This window comes from Asticcacaulis sp., from assembly GCF_051954415.1.
In the GTDB taxonomy this organism is placed as follows: Bacteria; Pseudomonadota; Alphaproteobacteria; order Caulobacterales; family Caulobacteraceae; genus Asticcacaulis.
In genome coordinates, this window is record NZ_JBQCHT010000035.1 from 102,331 (window position 1) to 122,524 (window position 20,194).

Genomic DNA, 20,194 nt, shown 5'->3' on the forward strand with positions numbered 1-20,194 from the left:
TAAATCCATGGCCCGGCTGAAACTTCAAACCTGTCTGACCTGGGCCTGCCGGCAAATCGGCGGCAATGTCAGCGTAATCGCGGCCCTTTCGGCCGTGCCTGTCATACTGGCCGTCACCGGCGTTCTCGAAATCACCGACATGACCAGCGCGCGTTCCGGCCTTCAGGCGGCCGCCGATGCCGGCGCCCTGGCCGGCGCAGGTCAGCTTGCCGTCGCCACGGTCGGCTCCACCCAGGTCATACAGACGGCTATAACCGTCGCCCAACAATCGATCGAAACCAGCGGCACCGGTGGCAAGACCACGACGCCCACCTTCACCGCAACGGTCGACATGCGCGCCGGTACGGTGACGGTCACCGGAACCGCCGAACACAAACCCCTTATCGGCTTCATGAATTTCGGCGATCAGGCCCTGGCTGCCACCGCCACGGCTGAAAATGTGCAGCGCGTACCCCTGTGCATCCTGCAAACGGCGAAGAGCGGCGGTATTCAGGTGCAGGGCCAGGCGCGCATCCGCGCCACGGGCTGCGCCGTTCATGCCAATGCCGATATCCGGGTGGCCAGCAGCGCGCTGATCCAGGCCGAGGCCGCCCAGGCCGCGGGCTCCGTCTCCGGCCCGGTGGAACCCGCCGGCCATTCCGGCGCCCTGCCCATCGATGATCCGTTTGCCGCCATGGACCTGGGCAGCAAGACGACTTGCAACCTGCTCAAAGGCCCGCTGCTGCCGATCCAGCTCGGTTCCGGCACGATGAGTCTGCCGCCCGGCCTGCACTGCCTGCCGATCACTGTCATCGGCAATGGCACCCTGTTCCTCCAGCCAGGCGATCACTATTTCCTGGCCCCGCTGATCATGACCGACAATTCGACCCTGCGCGGTGATGATGTGTCGCTGGTTTTCGGGGTCGGTAATGTGTTCAACTTCTCGAAGAACGCCACGGTTCGCCTCAGCGCCCGCAAGAGCGGCCCCAATGCAGGCTTCCTGATCGCCACCTCACGTGACAATCTCGGCACCTTCAGCATCGCCTCGGGCAATGTCAGCCAGTTGCTCGGCACCATCTATATTCCCAACGCCAACCTGGTCGTCGATACGCCGGGCAATGTGGCGCAGGATTCCGCCTGGAGCGTTATTGTCGCCAAGACCCTGACCCTGAGGCAAAATCCGGTCCTGACCATCAACAGCAACTATACCGGTTCCGGCGTGCCCGTACCCGAAGGCGTGGGCCCGATGAAATCCGCACCGAAGTTATCCTCATGACCCATTTTGTTGAGTTTGAATCCGCCCGCGTGCTGGTGGCCGATGATGATCCCATCCTGCGCGAATTCGCCATGGTTCACCTCGCAACGCCCGCAGTCGAGGTCGAGGTAGCCGAAGATGGCCTGATGGCGCTGGAACGGCTGAACCAAGGCGGCATCGATATTGCCCTGGTCGATCTCGACATGCCCCGCCTGGATGGTTTCGAACTGATCGAACGCATCCGCTGGGACGAGCAATTGAAGCATCTGCCGATCGTGGTGGTGACCGGCCGCGAGGACATGGTGGCGGTCGATCGCGCCTTTGCGCTGGGCGCCACGTCCTTCGTGGTCAAGCCGCTGAACTGGCGGCTGCTGTCGCATCAACTGGCCTATGTGCTGCGCAATGCCCGCGCTGAAGGACAGGTGCGCGGACAACTGGAGGCGCTGCAAAAGGTCAATGATCTCAAGGACCGAATCCTGCGCCTGTCGCGCCAGAAGATCACCGGTCCGCTCAATGACATTCTGGAGTCGGCTCAGGTTATCGAAACACACAGCGCCCTGCCGCAGATCAGCGAGAGCCTGAACCGGATCGCGGCGGCCTCGATGGCCCTGACGCGCGTTCACGCCGACATGGGTGAGGCGGAAAAGCTGGCCGTAAAGGATTGATGGCCGACCGTCAGACCGTTATGGTCAGGCCATGCTCAATCCGAAATCACCGCTGGCAGACCTGCTGAACGCACGGATGCGGCCGGGCGTGGTCGAGTGGATCGGCGTGCGCCCTGACAGGCGCGGACCGGTCCGCGTGGTCGACAGCGCGGCACTCGATACTCAGGCTGGCGTGATCGGCGATCACTACAACAACCCGAAACGCGGCACGCGCCATGTCACGCTGATCCAGAGCGAGGATATCGCCGCCATTGCCAGCTACCTCGATCAAACCGTGACGCCCGAACAACTGCGCCGCAATATCGTCATTCGCGGGCTCAACCTGCTGGCCCTGAAGGACAAGCCCTTTCGGCTGGGCGAGGCCCTGCTGGAAATGACGGGCGAGTGTCATCCCTGTTCGCGCATGGAAGAAATCTTCGGCACCGGCGGTTACAATGCCGTGCGCGGCCACGGCGGCATAACGGCGCGTGTGCTGGAGGGCGGCATGGTCCGGCTGGGTGATCATCTGACGGTGGCTTGACGATTATCCGTTACCGGCGCAATCATCCTTGAGGCACGGGGATGGCATCATGACGGCGGCGAAAAAAACGGGTCTCCTCGGCATTACCCTCTACGCCGCCGCGATGAATTTCAGCATCCGCTGGCTGGCCACAGGTGCCGCGACCGGCCCGGTGGCCCTGCCGATCTGGATCGCCGCCGCATTCTTGTTTCTCATTCCCCTGCTGACCGCCACGCTGGAGCTTTCCGCGCGCTTTCCCGAAGAGGGCGCCATCTATGCCTGGACGCGCGAAACGCAAGGCCCCTTCGCCGGCTTCCTGTGCGGCTGGTTATACTGGGCGTGCAACCTGCCCTATTTCGCCAGCCTGCTGTTCTTCATCGTCAACCTGTTCGGCCGGTCACTGGTCGCCACCGGCTGGGGCGCTCCGCTGGGCATGATATTCGCGCAACCGGCTGGCGCCTTCGCCGCCACCTCCCTGCTGGTCATTATCGTGGCGCTGATGCACGCGCGCGGCTTCGGCGTCGGCAAATGGCTGCCGGTGATCGGCGCGGCCATGTCGATTACGCTGCTCGTCTTCATCATCGCCACCGGATTTTACCTGAGCGGCCGCGACGGTTCCGCCACCGATTTCGCCGCGGCCAGCTACCTGCCGCCGCTCAATGCCAATGGCGCCATCCTGTGGTCGAGCATGTTGTTCGCCTATGCCGGCGTCGAGGGCGTGGCCCTGATGCGCAACGAGGTGAAGGGCGGCGTAAAAACCGTCGTGCGGGCGCTTGGCCTGCTGGCCATATTGCAGACCCTTGGCTACGCCATCGGCACCGGCGCCATGCTGATGATCGTGCCGCAGAGCCTGGCCTCGCGGCTGGGTGGCCTGCCCGAAGCGATCGGCGCAGCCCTGGACAAGCTGCATCTGGCGGCGGCGCAACCGGTCTTTCTGCTGGTCATCGGCCTGTCCCTGCTGGGGGGCTTGAGCGCCTGGTTCGGCGCGGCGGCCCGCCTGCCCTTCGCCGTCGGCGTCGACCGGATGCTGCCGGCGGCGGTGGGTCGGCTCGATCCGAAGACCGGCGCGCCGGTCGTCGCCATCTGGATACAGGCCCTGCTGACCGTCGCCGTCCTGGCCTTGAGCGCCCTGGGTTCGACCGTTGCCGGTGCCTATGATTTCGTGGTCGCCATGGGCGTGATCACCTTCATGATCCCCTATCTGTGGATGTTCGCCGCCTACTGGATTGTGCAGAAGCGCAATGACGGCGGGCTGGATTTCCGCACACCGGGCGGAAAGTCCTGGGCACTCTTTCTGGCGCTTCTTGGGATTGTCATGGTTCTGAGCGCCATAGCCGGCAGCCTGGTGCCAAGCCCGGAAGAGCCGCACCCGCTGATGGCCTTCCTGAAACTGCTGGTGGCTTCCGGGGTGATGATCTTCGTCGGTGCCCTGATTTATGGCGCGCACATATTGCGCACAAAAGGACAAAAATAATGGATACGGCCGACAGCTCCGCGAAAACCCGTTCTCCTGTCACGGCCCCGGCAAAATGGTATGTCGATCCGGCGTTCTGGCCCATAGAGCGCCAGCGGGTTTTCGCCGATCACTGGCAATTCCTGACGCATGAAAGCGCCCTGCCAAACCCGCGCGACTGGCGGGCCGATATGCTGGCCGGCTATCCCGTGGTCGTGGTGCGTGGCGATGATGGTCAGCTTCGCGCCTTCCACAATGTCTGCCGCCATCGCGCCGGACCGCTGACGCGCGAAGACTCCGGCACCTGTGACGGCTATCTCACCTGTCAGTATCATGGCTGGCGCTATACGCTGGATGGCCGCCTGCGCGCCGCCCGCGATTTCGGCGCGGCCTCCGATTTCGATCCGCGCGACTTAGGTCTCTTCCCGATCAGGCTGCAAATCTGGCGCGGGCTGGTCTTTGCCGGTATTGGCGAGAATTTGCCCGATTTTCAGGCCCAGATGGCCCCGCTGGACGCCCGCCTGAAAGACGCCGACTGGTCGAGACTCAAGGTGGGATTGCGACGTACGCATCTGCTGGACTGCAACTGGAAGACTTATGTCGAGAACTATCTCGAAGGCTATCATGTGCCGGCCATGCACCCCTCGCTCGATGCCGAAATTGTCTCCGAACAGTACAGGGTGACGGTCGAGGGCAAGGTCGTGCTGCACGATGCGCCGCCGAAATCAGGCGCGGTCTATGACGGCCTGTGGGGCTGGCTGTGGCCCAATATCGGCATCAATGTCTATAATCGCGGCCTGATGATCGAGCGCATGTCGCCTGTGGGGCACAAACAAACCCAGCTCGACTATCTGTACCTGACGCCGGATGGTGGGCCTGTACCCGACGCCACCATCGCCATGTCCGATCAGGTGACAGCCGAGGACAAATGGATCGCCGAGAAGGTGCAACAGAATCTTGATGCCGGCGTATACGATACCGGCCGTCTCTCGCCGAACCATGAGACGGCCGTTGCGGCATTCCAGAATTGGGTTCGGGCGCTGATCGCCTGACTCCTCTATTCGTGCCTCAGCGCCTTGCCCGGCTCGGTACGGGCGGCACCAAAGGCCACGCCCGCCACCGTCACCAGGGCGATCAGCAGCGCCGCCACTGAGGCCACCGGGAAGATCCACAGCGGCATGGCGATGGCGTCATCGAACTGCATCAGCCAGCGTTGCAGCGCCAGCCAGCCCAGCGGCCAGGCGATCAGGCTGGCCAGGGCCACCGGCAGCAGGAACTGCACCAGCAGCAGGCCCACCACCTGGCCGGCCGAGGCGCCCAGCACCTTGCGCACGCCGATCTCGCGCACCCGCCGTCCGGTATTGAAGGCGGCCATGCCATAGAGGCCGATACAACCGATCAGGGCGGCGATCCCCGCGCCGATGGTGAACAGGTGCGTGCGGTCGCGTTCGGGCTTGTAATACTTGTCGAGGTTATCGACGGCGCTCGTGGCATCGAACGGCACGTCAGGTGCGATCTGGCGCCACAGCTTGCGCAATTGCTCGCGCATCTTCGGCTCGGACTGGCCCTGATAACGCACCATGCCGACCACGGCATAGGAAGCATGGATGTCGAACAGGTAGAGCTTCGGCGGGATGCGCTCGTTCGGATTATAGAAGCGCATGTCTTCGACGACACCGATGATACGCACCTGACGATCGTTGAACTTGGCCGTCTGGTTCAGCGCGGCCTGCGGAGAGACAAAGCCCATGTCATTGGCGGCTCGCCGACTGATGACAACATTGTAAACGCGGCTTTTGTCATCCGCACCGTCGGCCCACTTCTGGTCCTCGCCGCGCTGCGCATCAAAGACACGCCCGGCCAGCACCTTGGCGCCAAGCATCTGGAAATAATCCTCACCCACAATCGACCAGTTCACCGTTGGCGACAGGGTCGGGCTATCGACCTGACCGGGGCGCACGATATTCGAACTGTTGCTCGTGCTGCCGTCACCGGGAATCGCATTGGCGATGGCGGCGTGGCTGACACCGGGCAAGGTGCGGGCTGCGGCGATGAAGCTGTCACGCTGCGCCTGGCTGACGGCATTGTCACGCACCGAATTGACGATCATCAGGTTGTCGCGCTGGAAGCCGATATCGGCATTCTGAATATGCTGAATTTGCAGCATGAAACCCATGATCAGGACAAAGGCGACGGCCACGGCGGCGAACTGCACCATGGCCAGGCCGACACGAAGAAATCCCGCCATGCGGCCGCCGCCTGGTGTTCGGCTCGACGCCAGGACCTGGGCCGGCTTGAAAGCCGCCAGGGCAAAGGCCGGATAGAGGGCCGCCACCAGACCCGCCGCCAGCACGATGCCCAGCACGCTCATGAGCCAGGTGATATCTGTCTTATAATCGAGTTTGAGAAACAGGCCGCCGGCGCTGTTGATCATCGGCAGGCTCAGTTCGACGAGCGACAGCGCCACCAGAAAGGCCAGCAGCATGGTCAACAGAGCCTCGACAAGGAATTGCAGGCGCAGGGTCGCCGGCGGTGCGCCCAGTGTCTTGCGCACCGCCACCTCGCGTGCCCGCAGGCCCGCCCGCGCCGTCGCCAGGTTGACATAGTTGATCAAAGCCAGAACCAGCGCCACAATGCCGACCACGCCCAGCGAGATAATGGCCGCTTTCAGCTTTGGATCGACCAGGTGCTTATCGGCCCATGGCACCAGCACCAGTTCGAGAATCTTGTGCGGCGTGACATCGGTGCCGAATTCCTGGCCAATCTGACGGTCGGTAAAGGCCGGCAACTGCCGCGCAAAGGCATTGGCCTGCGCAGGGGTTTTGAATTTGAAATAGGCTTCCAGTTGTCCTGAGCCCCAGTGATGCCAGGTATAGGGCTCCATCGCCGTGCGATGCGGCGTCAGGAGGCGCAGCATGTCCAGCTTGGTGTCGGTATTCTTCGGCAGGTCAGCGATGATGGCGCTGACCGTATAGGTCTTCAGCCCCTCCTCATCGTTCAGGGTTATGTTGCGCCCGATGGCGTTGATCCTACCGAAATACTTGCGCGCCATGCCGGCACTGAGCACCACTTTCGACGGATCGCTGAGCGCCGTCGCCGCATCGCCGTACAGCATGGGCACGCGGAAGAAGGCCAGGAAATTGCCGTCAACCAGTTCGATCTGTTCGTTATAGACTTCGGCCCCCTTATGGACGATGACCGGATTGGACCAGTCGCGGGTGCTCTCGATCTGCGGGTAAACGGTCTTGATCTCCTCGGTCAGGCCGCCCATGGCGCTCATGAAGATATCTTCAGCCATGCCTGGAAAATGATAGCGCGTGCCCATTTCATAGATATGCGGTCGTTCGGCACTCCAGCTTTCGTAACTGGTCTCGAAGCGATAGAAGAGGCTGAGCGCGATGAAGACGGCGATGCCGAAGCTCAGGCCCAGCAGGTTTAGCAGGGCATAAAGCGGATGGCGGATGAATGAGCGGAAAAAGGCGGTGAAGGCGGAGCGCAGCATTACAGCACCTTCCTAAAGAACTTGAGCGACAGACGCGACCAACTGGCCATCGAGGATATCGACCTGGCGGCTGGCCTGGTCGGCATGGGATTGCGAGTGGGTGACCATGATGATGGTGGCGCCAGCCTTGTTCAGGCTCTTCAGAATTTCCATTACCTGCGCGCCGTTTTCGGTATCGAGATTGCCGGTCGGCTCATCGGCCAGGATCAGGTCGGGCTGGCCGACGATGGCGCGGGCGATGGCGGCGCGCTGTTGCTGGCCGCCGGAAAGCTGGTGCGGGAAGTGGCGGGCGCGGTGGGCGATGCCGACCTTGTCCATGGCGCCTTCGATTGCCTGACGGCGGCCACCCTTGATGCCGCCGCGATAAAGCAGGCCCAGTTCGATATTCTCATAAATGGTCAGGTCATCGACCAGGTTGAAGCTCTGGAAGATGAAGCCCAGGTGGCGGGCGCGGTGCTTCGCCAGGTTCTTCTCGCTCATCTTCGCCAGGTCGGCACCGTCAAACAGATAGGCGCCGGCAGTTGGGCGATCGATGGTGCCGAGAATATTCAAAAGGGTCGATTTTCCGCAGCCGGAAGGGCCCATGATGGCGACGAATTCGCCGCGTTTGATATGCAGCGAGATATTATGCAGCGCCGTGGTCTCGACCTCGTCCGAGCGATAAAGGCGGGTGATATTCTGGAGTTCGATAAGGTTGGTCATTTGGCGCTCTTGCTTAGGGAAGAGGATGGGGTAAGACGAAGATGTTGGGCCTTGGTGAGGTTCTGGGTGCCGCCGGTGACGACGCGGTCTCCGGGCTTGAGGCCGGAAAGGATTTCGACATATTCCGGATTGCGGCGGCCAACAGTGATAGCGCGGCGGCTGGCCTGGTCACCGCTGCCGTTCAGGACGAAAATCGACGCACCGCCAGTATCATTCAGCCATGAGCCCGAAGGCGCCAGAAGCGCCATTTCGGTAGCGCCGAGCGACAGGCGGACATCGACGGTTTCGCCGCGCTTGAGATCGGCGGGCATCCGGTCGAATTCGAGTTCGACGGTGATGCGGCCGTTATTGACCTGCGGGAAGACCTTGCTGATATGGACAGGCGTATCGGTGCCGTGGACATTGGCGGTGGCTTTCAGGCCCACCGACAGGCGGCTGAGATAGAATTCATCGACCTCAGCCTTCAGTTTATAGGTGCCTTCGGAGTCGACCTCGCCCAGCGGATCGCCCATCTTCACGGCCTGGCCGGGCTTGAGGTCGAAATCGGTCAGGCGGCCTGCGACCGGCGCCGTGAGATTGAGCGCGTTCAGTCCGCGGCGGACCTCTTCGCGGCTCTGGCGCAGGTCGCTGGCGCTGGCGAGGATCTGCTGGCGCTGGCTGACATAGAATTGCGACTGCTGCGCCTGCTGGCTTTTCAGGCCCGCCAGGCGCTGCTTCTGGTAGGCGACCTCATCGACATAGGTCTGGACGGCGGCGTCATTATAGACGCCATGCTCGCGCAGCATCTGGCGCTTGGACAGCTCCTCCTCGGCCCTGTGCAGGGCATAGGCGACATCGGCTACGGCCTGTTCGTTCGCCTGCTGCTGGGTCTGCAGGTTCATCAACTGGTTGTTGGTATCGCTGAGGCGGGCGGAAATATCAGCCTCACGCGATGACACCTGGAGCGTGAGGTCCGGATTGCCGAGCATGGCCAGCGGCTGGCCGGGCGTGACCATGATGCCGTCCGATGCCGCCACGCTGATGACCCGGCCATTGGTCTCAGACGTGATATAGGTGATATCCAGCGGCTCGACGGCGGCGCGCAGAGCGACATAGTCCTGGAACGCCGCGCGGGTGACCTCGCCGGTATCGAGGCTGTCGGCGGCGACCGTGACGGTATTGGGCGGCGGCAAGAGGACGAAGGCGCCGAGGGCGACCACTACCACCATACCGGCGGCCAGGGCGAGATGGAACGGGCGGCGGCGCCACCATGGTTTCATGATGATACGGTCGGTGCGGGCGGGATTCAGAGGTCTATCGGGCATGGTAAGAAGCTAACACAGGTTTTTCAATAGACATAAACCACTATTTTTATTTGACTTTTCATGATTTTTCACCCCATACTGCCGAAATCGCCCGCCGAAAAGTGTCCGATTCCGAACATGACCAAGCCACCCCTGACCGCCCTGTTTCTTGACGACGACGCCGATATTCTCGATGCGGCGGAGCTGGTTTTGCTGCGGCACGGTTTTACCCTGATCAAGGCGCAGACGCCCGATGAGGCGCGTGAAAAACTGGCGGCCACGCCGGTCGATATCCTGCTGCTCGATCTCAACTACCGGCGCGGCGATACTTCCGGCGAGGCGGGCCTGAAATTCCTGGCCGAGCAGATGGCGCTGACCCCCGCCCTGCCCGTGGTGGTCGTGACCGGCCACTCCGGCATGAATATCGCTATCCAGGCCATGCGGATGGGGGCACAGGATTTCGTCGTCAAGCCGTGGAACAATGACCGCTTCATTGCCTCGATCCGGGCCGCTCTGGAGGCGCCGCGCATTGTCGCCGCGCCGCCGCCCCCGCAGGATCTGAACCTGGAACGCTCCGAAAAAGAACTGATCCGCGAAGCGCTCAACCGCCATCAGTTCAATATCTCACAGGCGGCGAAGGATCTGGGCGTGACACGAGCCGCGCTCTACCGGCGGATGGAAAAGCATGGTCTTTAAACGCGCCATACCCCCGGTTGTCTGGCCCCTGATGGCGCAGGCCGGCGTCTTCGTGCTGGGTGGCTTCGGCTGGCTGGCCCTGACGCGCGGTCTTTATGCCAGCGCGCTGGTCTGCGGACTGGGGGCGGTCACCCTCGCCTGGCTCGGCCTCAGCCACAGCGCCGTTGTGCTTGGCCGCGACCGGCTGAAACGCAGCCAGCCGGGCGCGATCTTCACCGCCGAACTGAGCCGCCGGCGTCTGCAGGTGCTGCTGGACCAGACACCTGCCCCGCTCCTTCTGCAACCGGATAACGGCCAGCTCATCGCCGTCAACCGCGCCGCCCGCAATCTGTTCGATGTCTCCTACGCCCTGCCGGTGGCGGCGCGCCGGGCGCTTCTGGACGATACCTCCGGCGCCGCGCCGCTGGGCCTGGCCGGCATGGCCTCACAGATCAAATGGAAGGGCCAGACCTTCGCGGTGCATATCGCCGAAATGGAAGAGGCGGATCACCTGTCGCATCTCGCGGTCCTGACCGATATCTCGGCCGATGTCCGCGCCGCCGAGGCCAATGCCCTGCGCGACCTGCTGAAGGTGCTGAACCATGAACTGATGAATGCCCTGACGCCTGTGGCCTCGATGAGCAAGAGCGCGCTCGACCTGCTGGGCGACGACACGCCGGACTCGCGCGCCGCGGCGATGAAGGCGCTGGAACGCGTGGTGGCGCGCACGGAGGGCCTGACCGATTTCATCAACGCCTATCGCGCCCTGACGCGCCTGCCGCCGCCCGTCATCCGGTCCTGCGGCCTGAAACTGTGGCTCGAAGTGCTGTGCGAAAGTTTCGAGGCGCAGTGGAGCGACAAGGGGGTGCGCTTCGAGACCGAAGTCGTCGAAAATGACCTGTCGCTGATGATGGACGAGGACCAGATGTGGCTGGGGGTTTGCAATCTGCTCAACAATGGCGCGCAAGCCGCGCTGGAAAAGCCCGATCCGCGCGTCCGCCTGCGGCTGAAACATGACGGCGAGGCCGTGCTGTTCGAGATAGAGGATTCGGGCAAGGGCATCCCGGCGGAAAGCGCCGACCAGGTCTTCATGCCGTTTTATTCCACCAAGGCGACCGGCACCGGCGTGGGCCTCAGCCTGGCCAAACAGATTATCGCCGGCCATGGCAGCGCGCTTGTGCTGGCTCCGCCGCAGGCACATCGCCCCGATCCGCTCGGTGGCGCCTGTTTCCGTTTTCAGATCAAGTTGGGGTGATATTTTTTCCGCACCGTGTTCCACGCCGATGCGGTAAATTTCCAGCCTTGAGACCAGTGCTAGCCGGCTAGCGACACGGGTATACTTGTACGGGGCCGCCGAGGTCTGCAAGCGTAGACTGCGTACTAATCGGCCAAGGATGGAGATTTACCTGGCTTTGGCGATTTCACCGAGTACGGCTTCCAGCGTTTCTAGATAGAGCGGCTTGACCAGGTGATGATCGAAACCGGCTTCCGCCGTCATGCGGCGGTGCTCGGCCTCACCCCAGCCGGTCTGGGCGATGAAGACGGCCTTGCCGATATCCGGGCGTGATTTCAACTCGCGGCAGAGGTCGTAGCCGTTCATGCCCGGCAGGCCGATATCGATCATGAAGACATCGGGCCTGTAGTCCGGATAGGTGGCGATGGCCGCGTGGCCATTGGCGGCCAGCCGGTAATCATAGCCGATCATTTCGACCAACCAGCCGGTGGTCTGCGCCAGGGCCTCGTTATCCTCGACGATCATGATGCGCATGGGCCCATTCCCATTATTTGCCTTACCTGGTCCGTCAGCCATGTTGCGGGTCTCCGGCTTTTGCTGCGGTGAGACGTATATCCGCCAACAATTGTGTTAGCAGGTCAAGACTCACCGGCTTGGTGATGTGATGGTCGAAACCGGCCGCAAACGCCTTCTGGCGATCACTTTCCTGCCCCCATCCGGTCTGGGCGATCACGGTTTTGTTTTTCATTTCGGGCATCTGCCGGAGTTGCCGGCAGACCTCATAGCCATCCATGCCCGGCATTCCGATATCCAGCAGCACGACATCGGGTGTCTGCTCACGGGCCATCTCAAGGGCGCGGATGCCCTCATGGGCCACCATACCCCTGTGCCCCATCAGGTCAAGCATCCACAGGCTGGTCTGGGCGGAATCGACATTGTCATCGACGATCAGCACCTTCAGGGGCGAGGCTTCCCTTGTCTGTTTTTTCCGCAACCCCTCATCGGCGCTTTCGGCCTCCGTATCCATCAGGGGCAGGCTGATCGTAAAGGTACTGCCCTTGCCGGCGCCTTCGCTGACGGCGCGACTGGTGCCGCCGTGCATCTCCACCAGCTTGCTGACCAGCGCCAGGCCGATACCGAGCCCACCCTGCGAGCGATCGAGATGGCGGTCGGCCTGGGTAAACAGGTCGAAGACCCGCGGCAGCATGTCAGGATCGATGCCCAGGCCATTATCAGCGACCTCGATATCGGCGTGACCGTCATGTTCACGCATTGTCAGCCGAATTTCACCGCCGGGCGGCGTATATTTGGCGGCATTGTTGAGCAGGTTTGAGACCACCTGCGCCAGGCGCGTCAGGTCGCCCTCCACCCACAGCGGTTCGGCCGGAATATCGAGGATCAGTTTGTGCCGGTTGTCCTCGATCAGCGGGCGCGAGGTTTCCAGCGCCGAGTGAACGGCCTCCTGCAGGCGCATCCGGCCCTTGCGCAGATCGATGCGGCCCCGCGACACACGGGAGACATCAAGCAGGTCGTCGATCAGGCGCACCATATGGGTGAGTTGGCGATCCATCATGCCGCGCACCTCCTCGGCGCGCGGGCCTTCAGGCGCCATGCGCAGGATTTGCAGGCCGTTGCGGATCGGCGCCAGCGGATTGCGCAGTTCATGCGCCAGGGTGGCCAGGAATTCGTCCTTGCGGATATCCGCCTCTTTCAGCGCCTGAGCGTTATCCCGGCTTTCCTTCAGCAGGCGCAGGTTTTCCTCGGCGAAGGCTTTCAGATTGTCGCGCTGCACAGCCAGTTGCCGGCGTTGCAGGTACAGCTCGGAAAACACCGCGACCTTGGAGCGCAGGATATCGGCCTCGATCGGCTTTTCGAGAAAATCGACCGCGCCGGCCTCATAGCCGCGGAAACGCCGCGCGCGGTCGGTGACGCCAGCCGTCAGGAAGATGATCGGGATGCGCCGTGTGCGCTCAGACCCGCGCATGGTCTCGGCCAGTTCGAAGCCGTCCATCTCCGGCATCTGGACATCGAGCAGGGCGAGCGCCACTTCCTGACGCAGCAGGATCTCAAGCGCCTCGGTGCCGGAGCGCGCCTTGATGAATTCCAGTCCGTCGCGGCGCAGCACTGCTTCCAGCGACAGCAGGTTTTCCGGCAGGTCGTCGACGATCAGGATCGGCACGGGAATATGGGCAGGATTCATGACGATACCGCCTCCCGCAGCCTTTCGGCGATCTGTTCGAGGCTGAGAGCCTCGGCCTGGGGGCTGAATTCGAGGGCGGCTTCCGGCATGGCGCTGGCGTAGGACAGATCAGGCCGCTGGACCAGCCCCCTGCCGCCGGCGGTCATGACCGCCTTCAGGCCCGCCGCGCCGTCCGGGTTGGCGCCGGTCAGGATGACACCGATCAGGCCCTCGCCATAGACATCGGCCGCCGTCTCGAACAGCACATCGACCGATGGCCGCGAGAACAGCACCGGTTCCTCCGAAGACAGCGACAGGCGATGATCGGCCTCGACCAGCAGATGGTAGTCGGGCGGGGCGAAATAGACATGTCCCGGCAGGATATCTTCCTTGTCCTCGGCCTCGCGCACGGTCAGGGCGCATTTTTCATCAAACAGTTCAGCCACCACGCTGTCGCGGTCGGGCGGCAGATGAATGACGATCATAACGGGCAGGGGATAATCGGCCGGCAGTTGCGGCAGGATAGCCGACAGGGCGTTAAGGCCGCCGGCGGATACGCCGATCACCACCGCCTGCGGTGCCGCTTCCCTGGGCGAGGGCTGGCTTCTGGCAGATATGCTCATGTCACATCCCGCTTCTGATAGATGCGCTCGTCGTGGGCGAAATCGCTGAAGGCATCGGCGCTGGAGGAAAAGCGCAGGGTCTCCTTGGATCCCAGGCCGAGAAAGCCTTTACGCGTCAGCGAGCCTTTGAAGAGGCTGATGGCGCGGTCTTGCAATTCACGATCGAAATAGATCAGCACATTGCGGCAGGAGACCATCTGGGTCTCCGCAAACACCGCATCGGTGGCCAGGCTGTGGTCGGAAAAGACAACATTTTTACGCAAGGACTTATCGAACGAGGCCGCGCCATAGGCGGCATTGTAGTAATCCGACAGCGACCCCTTGCCGCCGGAGAGGCGATGGTTCTCGGTGAACAACTTGATCCGGTCGAGACTATAGACCCCGGCCTCGGCTTTTTTCAGCGCATCGTGATTGATATCGGTGGCATAGAACAGGGTGCGGTCGAACAGCCCTTCCTCGCGGAACAGGATAGCGAAGGAGTAAAGTTCCTCGCCCGTGCTGCATCCGGCGATCCATACCTTGAGCGACGGGTAGGTCTTCAGGTGAGGCACCACCTTTTCGCGGACCGCCTTGAAATAGAGCGGATCGCGAAACAGTTCGGAGACCTGGACCGTCAGATAGGGCAGCATGGCCGTCATCATGCCGGGATCGTGCAGGATCATATCCTGCAGGGCGGAAAAAGTCTGGCAATGGAAATGCTCGCGCGCCTGGATCAGGCGGCGCTTGACCGAAGCCATGGCATAGCCGCGAAAGTCATAGTGATACCTGCGGAAGATCGCTTCCAGCAGCAGCCGGATTTCGATATCCTCCGTTTTCACAGTCCCGGCGGGCGTCACGTCTGTTACCTCGGCATCCATACCCGCACCAGTGAAATGAGCTTTTCGACATCGAGCGGTTTGGCCATGTAGTCATTGGCGCCGGCGTCGAGGCAGCGCTCCTGATCGTCCTTCATCGCCTTGGCCGTCAGCATGATGACCGGCAATTTAGCCCAGTCCTTGCGCTTGCGGATTTCGCGCGTGGCGGTGAGGCCATCCATTTCCGGCATCATCACGTCCATCAGCACCAGGTCTATGGCGCTGTCGCTGTCCTTGCGGTCATTGGTCTTTTCCAGCAGGTCGAGCGCCTCGCGGCCATTGCGGGCGATCGAGACCACGGCGCCCAGGGGCTCGAAAATATTGGTGACGGCATAGACATTGCGCACATCATCCTCGACCACCAGGATGCGGCGGCCTTCCAACATGGCGTCGCGATTCTTGGCCTTTTTCAGCAGGGATTGCTGTTCCGGGGACAGTTCGGAGACGACCTGGTGCAGGAAGAGGGTCACCTCATCGAGCAGGCGCTCCGGCGACTTGGCGCCCTTGATGATGATGGAGGACGAATAGCGGCGCAGCTTCTGCTCGTCATCGTAAGAGAGGTCGCGGCCGGTATAGACGATGACCGGCGGGAAGGCATAGGCGTCTTCCTGAGACAAGGTCTCCAGCAGCGAATAGCCGGTGGCGTCAGGCAGGGTGAGATCGAGCACCATGCAGTCGAAGGTCTGGCTCTTGAGCAGGTCCAGGCAATCCGCCGCCGTGCCGACGGCAATGGTTTCCGTGTCGTTCGATTTCAGCAGGCGGGACACGCTGTCGCGCTGGACTTCATCGTCCTCGACAATCAGCACCCGGCGCATCTGCTGGCTGAGGCGGTTTTCCAGCGACTTGAAGGCATCGACCAGTTCATCGCGCTTGACCGGTTTCAGCATGTAGCCGACGGCGCCGAGCGACAGGGCCGTATGCTGGTAATCCGCGCCGGAAACAACATGGACCGGAATATGACGGGTGCGGTTGTCACGCTTCAGGCGATCGAGCACCGACAGACCGGAATGGTCCGGAAGGCCGATATCGAGCACCACCGCCGCCGGGGTATATTGCTGCACCATGTCGAGCGCCTCTTCGGCCGAGGTGGCGACGAGGCACTGGAATTCCTGGCCGTGCGCCAGCTCATAGAGGATGCCGGCGAATGACACATCGTCCTCCACCACCAGTATGGTGCGGCGTTTCGGATCGAGCCGGTCGCGGTCATCCTGCACACGGCCGGGCGGCAGGGGCTTTCTCACCGCCTTGCTCTTGACGGCGGGCGGCGTGGTTTCGGACAGCACATGATCGTCGGGCTCATGCGCGCCGGTCAGGAGCGGCGTGATCAGGGCAGTGGAGACATGCCCCGGATCATAGGCCAGCGGCAGGGTCAGGGCGAAGGTCGAGCCCTTGCCCGGCGTGCTTTTCAGAGCGATAGCCCCGCCGAGCAGGCGGGTCAGTTCACGCGAGATCGACAGGCCAAGACCGGTGCCTCCGTATTTGCGGCTGATCGTGCCATCCGCCTGCCGGAAGGCTTCGAATATCGCCGCCTGGTGATCCGACGAAATGCCGATGCCGGTATCGGTAACCGCCATGACCACCTGGTCGTCGCCGTCCTTCGACAGGGCCAGTTCGACCGATCCCTTTTCGGTAAACTTGAAGGCATTCGACAGCAAATTTTTCAACACCTGCTCCAGGCGCTGACGGTCTGTTTCGATGGTCTCCGGCAGTCCCCTGGCGATCTTCACATTGAAGGCCAGGCCCTTTTGCGCCGCGATCGGCTCGAAGGTGCGCTGCATGTCCTTCACCAGCCGCGCCAGGGACAGGCTTTCGGCGCGGATTTCCATCTGGCCGGCCTCGATCTTCGACAGGTCGAGAATATCGTTGATCAGGGCCAGCAGGTCATTGCCGGATGACTGGATGGTCTGGGCGAACTTGACCTGTTCCTCGGTCAGGTTGCCGTCCGGATTATCCCCCAGCAGTTTGGCCAGGATCAGCGACGAATTGAGCGGGGTGCGCAGTTCGTGCGACATATTGGCCAGGAAGTCGGACTTGTAGCGGCTGGCCTGTTCGAGTTCGCGCGCCTTGGCTTCGATCTCCTTCGTCGAACGGGCCAGATCGTCTTTCTGGCGCTCAAGCGCGGCGGTCTGCTCTTCCAGTTGGGAATTGGTCTGTTCCAGCTCGGCCTGCTGCTGTTCGAGGCGGAAATGCGATTCCTTGAGCGCGCGACCCTGCTCTTCCAGTTCCTCGTTATTGACGCGCAGTTCCTCGCCCTGGCTTTGCAGTTCCTCGGACTGGCGCTGGGTTTCTTCCAGCAGGTTTTGCAGGTTGGCCCGGTAATTGGCTGTCTGCACGGCGATGCTGATCGATTCGGACACCCGCGCCATCAAGTCAAGCGTCAGGTCAGAAACGGGTTCCACGAAGCCGAGTTCGATGACCGCATCCACCCGGCGTTCCGATCGCGCCGGCGCTACCAGCAGGTGACGCGGCCGCCATTGCCCCAGCGCGGCACCGACCGACAGATGATGGTTCTCATCCGTGGCGGGCAGGTCTCGCAGCATGATCGCCTTGCCTTCGCTGACGGCCTGGCCGAGCAGGCCATCCTTCGCCGTGAACGTCACCGGCACCGGCGCCTGCTCCGGCACCCCCACCGTGGACATCCGGCGATAGGCGCCATCGGTCAGGGCATAGAAGGCGCCGGCACTGGCGTGGGCATATTCCGTCAGAAAGGCCAGAATGCTGTGACCCAGTTGATCCAGTCTCTGCTCGCCCATCATGGCGGCGGACAGCCCGACCTGGCCGGCCTGCAACCATTCTTCCTTGCGGCGCACGGCCGAGGCGCGGCTGATCATGATGGTGATGGCGACCGACAGCAGGACACCGATAAGGGCGGTTATCGAAATGCTGGCGACCGCCGTGTCGTAGGCGGCGTCCATCTCGGCGACCCGCGTCTTTCGCAGGCCGCTTTCGGTTGTCTGCATCACAGCGACCTGGGCGCGGATGGCATCCATGTCTTCCTTGCCGCGATTGGTGGCCACGCGCGCCATGGCAGCCTGCACACCTTCGCTGCGGCGCATCTCGATGACCGTGCTCAGTTCCTGGAGCTTGGCGGCGATATGCGATTTCAGCGGCGCGATGCGGCGTTGCTGATCCGGATTGTCACGGGTCAGTTGCTCGATGCGCAGAACCTGCTCCTCGATTCCGGTCAGGGCGTCATTATAAGGGTCGAGATAGCTTTCCTGGCCGGTGATGACGAAACCGCGCTGGCCGGTTTCGGCATCCTTCATGGTGGAAAGGATATTATTCAGCCCCAGCAGCACTTCGTGCGTATGGGCGATCTGCTCGCTGTCCCGGTTCAGGGTCTGAATATTGACGTATGAAATAATCCCGCTGATGAAAAAGAAGACAGCGACCACGGACAGGCCGAGCGATACGCTCATGTCCATTCTGAATTGTTTGCCTAACCGTCCTGTCTTGCCTCTGTTCATTCGCCTTCCATGCCCCTTGTGCCATGCCCCTTGGCGGTCAGGCGGACTGCCTGGCCGTTCATCCGATTGTCAAAAACCCTATAGGGCGCCCGCATAAGCATCCAATAAGGAGCCGGATATGCCTTATAAAAAACCCATAAGGAGAGTTATAATTCAGGCGCTTAGGGCTTAAACTGGGCTTTTACACCCGCAGCCACAGCATCAGACCGGCATATTATGACACCACAACTCGTACTCCTGGCCGGCGGCAAAGGCAAACGCATGGGCGGCAACAAGCCTTTTGCGCCCTATGGCCGTTCCACCCTGATCGAAACCCTGATCGCCCGCCTCAAGCCCCAGGTGCGCGGTCTTGTCATCAATGCCGGCGCAAAAGAATCCCCCCTCATCCTGCCCCTGTCATGCCTCGGCCTGCCGCTGATCTTCGATGCCCCGGACCTGATCGACCTGGGCCCGCTGACGGGTGTCCTGAGCGCGCTGGAAATGGCAAGGGCAGCCGGCGATACGCAGGTCATCACCGCGCCGTGCGACATGCCCGACCTGCCGGAAGACATGGTGGCGCAGCTTCTGGCGGCCCCGCCCGCCGATATCGTCTATTTCAAAGGCGAACGCGACTATCCGCTATGCGCCCTGTGGAATGTCTCGCTGATCGCGCCCTTGCGCACCGCCCTGGAACGGGCGGAAGGCGGGCTGGCGGTGATGCGGTTCCTGGACAGCCAGAACGTGAGTACAGTTAAGGTGTCCGATGGCACCGCCTTCGCCAACATCAACCACCTGTAAGCGACATAGTGCGCGCCGGCGCGTGCGGACGTTCCGGTTGCGCCAGCCCCGCCTCGGCAATGAAAAAATCATGCGCTTTCGGCTTGTGCGCCAGGGCTTCCCTCAGCGCCGCCTGAAGGCCAGCATTCGTGACATCCTCACGCAGGGCGGCGCGCAGATCGACATGGTCGTCCTGGCCCAGGCACATGTAAAGCTGACCGGTGCAGGTGATGCGCACGCGATTGCAGGTGTCGCAGAAATTATGGCTGAGCGGCGTGATCAGGCCCAATTTGCCCCCAGTCTCTGCAATGCGATAATATCGCGCCGGGCCGCCGGTCGTGTCGCTGACGCCCTCGACCTGCCAGAAACTGCGTAAGCTCGACAGCACATCTTTCAGGGAGACGAATTGCGCTTCGCGGCCTGAAATCTCATCGCCCAGCGGCATGGTCTCAATGAGAGATACATCCATGCCGCGCGCATGGGCGAAGCGGATGATATCGGGAATCTCCGCACGGTTATCCTCGGCCAGGGCGACGACATTGAGCTTGATGTGGATACCTGCGGATTGCGCCGCTTCGATCCCTGCCAGCACCTTGCCCAGATCGCCGCCACGCGTGATGCGGCGATAGACTTCCGGGTTCAGACTGTCACACGACACATTGATACGCTTGACCCCCGCTTCGGCCAGCACAGGCGCGGCATCTTCGAGCAGGGTGCCGTTTGTCGTCAGGGTCAGTTCTTTCAGGCGCCCTTCATGTACCTGCGCGCCCAGCCGGGCAATGAACTCAAGCACGCCCTTGCGCACCAGCGGTTCGCCGCCGGTAATGCGCAGGCGCTCGACGCCGCTGTCGATCAGGAATAGGCTGAGGCGCTCCATTTCTTCGAAACTGAGCAGATCCTTGCGCGGGAGGAAGCTCTGCTGCTCGCTCATACAGTAGGTGCAGCGCAGGTCGCAGCGATCCGTCACCGACAGCCGCACATAGCTGAGGCGGCGGCCAAATCCATCGATCAATGGGGGACGCGAAGACATGAGATCAGTTTAGTCCCGCGCCCGCGGAATAACAAGCT

General features: G+C 62.2%; 17 protein-coding genes. 8 read left to right on the top strand and 9 right to left on the bottom strand.

What is annotated here, in order from left to right; genetic code table 11:
• Positions 1-7 precede the first annotated feature (7 nt).
• The 5 genes from ACTHND_RS13310 to ACTHND_RS13330 are packed head-to-tail and all read left to right on the top strand — an operon-like array spanning position 8 to position 4,903.
• A complete protein-coding gene (locus ACTHND_RS13310; RefSeq protein WP_440178433.1) occupies positions 8-1,255 on the top strand; it encodes a pilus assembly protein TadG-related protein in 1,248 nt (415 codons plus the stop codon).
• Complete coding sequence (locus ACTHND_RS13315; RefSeq protein ID WP_440178434.1) at positions 1,252-1,899, top strand: response regulator; 648 nt, start codon at positions 1,252-1,254, stop codon at positions 1,897-1,899. Before ACTHND_RS13310 ends, ACTHND_RS13315 begins: the two co-directional genes overlap by 4 nt.
• Before the next feature lie 31 nt (positions 1,900-1,930).
• Positions 1,931-2,419, top strand: a complete 489-nt coding sequence (locus ACTHND_RS13320; RefSeq protein ID WP_440178435.1) for an MOSC domain-containing protein — start codon at positions 1,931-1,933, stop codon at positions 2,417-2,419.
• Positions 2,420-2,468: 49 nt separating this feature from the next.
• The gene (locus ACTHND_RS13325) at positions 2,469-3,872 is read left to right on the top strand and encodes an APC family permease (RefSeq protein ID WP_440178436.1); all 1,404 of its coding nucleotides are present in this window, start codon (positions 2,469-2,471) and stop codon (positions 3,870-3,872) included.
• A complete protein-coding gene (locus ACTHND_RS13330) occupies positions 3,872-4,903 on the top strand; it encodes an aromatic ring-hydroxylating oxygenase subunit alpha (RefSeq protein ID WP_440178437.1) in 1,032 nt (343 codons plus the stop codon). Before ACTHND_RS13325 ends, ACTHND_RS13330 begins: the two co-directional genes overlap by 1 nt.
• A gap of 5 nt (positions 4,904-4,908) precedes the next feature.
• Here ACTHND_RS13330 and ACTHND_RS13335 read toward each other — a convergent pair whose 3' ends face one another.
• Genes ACTHND_RS13335 through ACTHND_RS13345 form a run of 3 tightly spaced genes read right to left on the bottom strand, consistent with a single transcriptional unit; the run spans position 4,909 to position 9,359 of the window.
• Positions 4,909-7,353: an ABC transporter permease gene (locus tag ACTHND_RS13335; RefSeq protein WP_440178438.1), complete on the bottom strand. Its 2,445-nt coding sequence runs from the start codon at positions 7,351-7,353 to the stop codon at positions 4,909-4,911.
• Positions 7,354-7,365: 12 nt separating this feature from the next.
• On the bottom strand, positions 7,366-8,055 hold the full coding sequence (locus ACTHND_RS13340) for an ABC transporter ATP-binding protein (RefSeq protein ID WP_090649610.1): 690 nt from the start codon (positions 8,053-8,055) through the stop codon (positions 7,366-7,368).
• Complete coding sequence (locus ACTHND_RS13345) at positions 8,052-9,359, bottom strand: efflux RND transporter periplasmic adaptor subunit (protein ID WP_440178439.1); 1,308 nt, start codon at positions 9,357-9,359, stop codon at positions 8,052-8,054. Before ACTHND_RS13345 ends, ACTHND_RS13340 begins: the two co-directional genes overlap by 4 nt.
• A gap of 117 nt (positions 9,360-9,476) precedes the next feature.
• Here ACTHND_RS13345 and ACTHND_RS13350 point away from each other — a divergent pair, with 117 nt between their 5' ends.
• Both ACTHND_RS13350 and ACTHND_RS13355 read left to right on the top strand, forming a co-directional pair.
• Complete coding sequence (locus ACTHND_RS13350; protein ID WP_440178440.1) at positions 9,477-10,034, top strand: response regulator transcription factor; 558 nt, start codon at positions 9,477-9,479, stop codon at positions 10,032-10,034.
• The gene (locus ACTHND_RS13355; protein ID WP_440178441.1) at positions 10,024-11,268 is read left to right on the top strand and encodes a sensor histidine kinase; all 1,245 of its coding nucleotides are present in this window, start codon (positions 10,024-10,026) and stop codon (positions 11,266-11,268) included. Before ACTHND_RS13350 ends, ACTHND_RS13355 begins: the two co-directional genes overlap by 11 nt.
• 147 nt (positions 11,269-11,415) lie before the next feature.
• Here ACTHND_RS13355 and ACTHND_RS13360 read toward each other — a convergent pair whose 3' ends face one another.
• The 5 genes from ACTHND_RS13360 to ACTHND_RS13380 are packed head-to-tail and all read right to left on the bottom strand — an operon-like array spanning position 11,416 to position 18,328.
• Entirely contained in the window at positions 11,416-11,781 is a 366-nt protein-coding gene (locus ACTHND_RS13360) for a response regulator (RefSeq protein ID WP_440178442.1), read from the bottom strand.
• Between the two features lie 34 nt (positions 11,782-11,815).
• Complete coding sequence (locus tag ACTHND_RS13365) at positions 11,816-13,447, bottom strand: response regulator (RefSeq protein WP_440178443.1); 1,632 nt, start codon at positions 13,445-13,447, stop codon at positions 11,816-11,818.
• On the bottom strand, positions 13,444-14,049 hold the full coding sequence (locus ACTHND_RS13370; RefSeq protein ID WP_440178444.1) for a chemotaxis protein CheB: 606 nt from the start codon (positions 14,047-14,049) through the stop codon (positions 13,444-13,446). The genes ACTHND_RS13365 and ACTHND_RS13370 overlap by 4 nt, the downstream gene beginning before the upstream one ends.
• The gene (locus ACTHND_RS13375) at positions 14,046-14,906 is read right to left on the bottom strand and encodes a CheR family methyltransferase (protein WP_440178445.1); all 861 of its coding nucleotides are present in this window, start codon (positions 14,904-14,906) and stop codon (positions 14,046-14,048) included. Before ACTHND_RS13375 ends, ACTHND_RS13370 begins: the two co-directional genes overlap by 4 nt.
• Entirely contained in the window at positions 14,891-18,328 is a 3,438-nt protein-coding gene (locus tag ACTHND_RS13380; protein ID WP_440178446.1) for a response regulator, read from the bottom strand. Before ACTHND_RS13380 ends, ACTHND_RS13375 begins: the two co-directional genes overlap by 16 nt.
• Before the next feature lie 258 nt (positions 18,329-18,586).
• On the opposite strand from ACTHND_RS13380, the gene mobA reads away from it, so the two are divergent.
• Complete coding sequence (mobA, locus tag ACTHND_RS13385; protein ID WP_440178447.1) at positions 18,587-19,147, top strand: molybdenum cofactor guanylyltransferase; 561 nt, start codon at positions 18,587-18,589, stop codon at positions 19,145-19,147.
• Here mobA and moaA read toward each other — a convergent pair.
• Positions 19,134-20,156 (bottom strand): GTP 3',8-cyclase MoaA, encoded by a 1,023-nt coding sequence (gene moaA / locus ACTHND_RS13390; RefSeq protein ID WP_440178448.1) that lies wholly within the window; start codon positions 20,154-20,156, stop codon positions 19,134-19,136. The two genes, mobA and moaA, sit on opposite strands and share 14 nt — an antisense overlap.
• Between the last annotated feature and the right edge of the window lie 38 nt (positions 20,157-20,194).

Excerpts from the sequence above, each read along its gene's own strand:
- ACTHND_RS13310 (WP_440178433.1), top strand. The coding sequence starts at position 8 with ATGGCCCGGCTGAAACTTCAAACCTGTCTGACCTGGGCCTGCCGGCAA.
- ACTHND_RS13315 (WP_440178434.1), top strand. The coding sequence starts at position 1,252 with ATGACCCATTTTGTTGAGTTTGAATCCGCCCGCGTGCTGGTGGCCGAT.
- ACTHND_RS13320 (WP_440178435.1), top strand. The coding sequence starts at position 1,931 with ATGCTCAATCCGAAATCACCGCTGGCAGACCTGCTGAACGCACGGATG.
- ACTHND_RS13325 (WP_440178436.1), top strand. The coding sequence starts at position 2,469 with ATGACGGCGGCGAAAAAAACGGGTCTCCTCGGCATTACCCTCTACGCC.
- ACTHND_RS13330 (WP_440178437.1), top strand. The coding sequence starts at position 3,872 with ATGGATACGGCCGACAGCTCCGCGAAAACCCGTTCTCCTGTCACGGCC.
- ACTHND_RS13335 (WP_440178438.1), bottom strand. The coding sequence starts at position 7,353 with ATGCTGCGCTCCGCCTTCACCGCCTTTTTCCGCTCATTCATCCGCCAT.
- ACTHND_RS13340 (WP_090649610.1), bottom strand. The coding sequence starts at position 8,055 with ATGACCAACCTTATCGAACTCCAGAATATCACCCGCCTTTATCGCTCG.
- ACTHND_RS13345 (WP_440178439.1), bottom strand. The coding sequence starts at position 9,359 with ATGCCCGATAGACCTCTGAATCCCGCCCGCACCGACCGTATCATCATG.
- ACTHND_RS13350 (WP_440178440.1), top strand. The coding sequence starts at position 9,477 with ATGACCAAGCCACCCCTGACCGCCCTGTTTCTTGACGACGACGCCGAT.
- ACTHND_RS13355 (WP_440178441.1), top strand. The coding sequence starts at position 10,024 with ATGGTCTTTAAACGCGCCATACCCCCGGTTGTCTGGCCCCTGATGGCG.
- ACTHND_RS13360 (WP_440178442.1), bottom strand. The coding sequence starts at position 11,781 with ATGCGCATCATGATCGTCGAGGATAACGAGGCCCTGGCGCAGACCACC.
- ACTHND_RS13365 (WP_440178443.1), bottom strand. The coding sequence starts at position 13,447 with ATGAATCCTGCCCATATTCCCGTGCCGATCCTGATCGTCGACGACCTG.
- ACTHND_RS13370 (WP_440178444.1), bottom strand. The coding sequence starts at position 14,049 with ATGAGCATATCTGCCAGAAGCCAGCCCTCGCCCAGGGAAGCGGCACCG.
- ACTHND_RS13375 (WP_440178445.1), bottom strand. The coding sequence starts at position 14,906 with ATGGATGCCGAGGTAACAGACGTGACGCCCGCCGGGACTGTGAAAACG.
- ACTHND_RS13380 (WP_440178446.1), bottom strand. The coding sequence starts at position 18,328 with ATGGACATGAGCGTATCGCTCGGCCTGTCCGTGGTCGCTGTCTTCTTT.
- mobA (WP_440178447.1), top strand. The coding sequence starts at position 18,587 with ATGACACCACAACTCGTACTCCTGGCCGGCGGCAAAGGCAAACGCATG.
- moaA (WP_440178448.1), bottom strand. The coding sequence starts at position 20,156 with ATGTCTTCGCGTCCCCCATTGATCGATGGATTTGGCCGCCGCCTCAGC.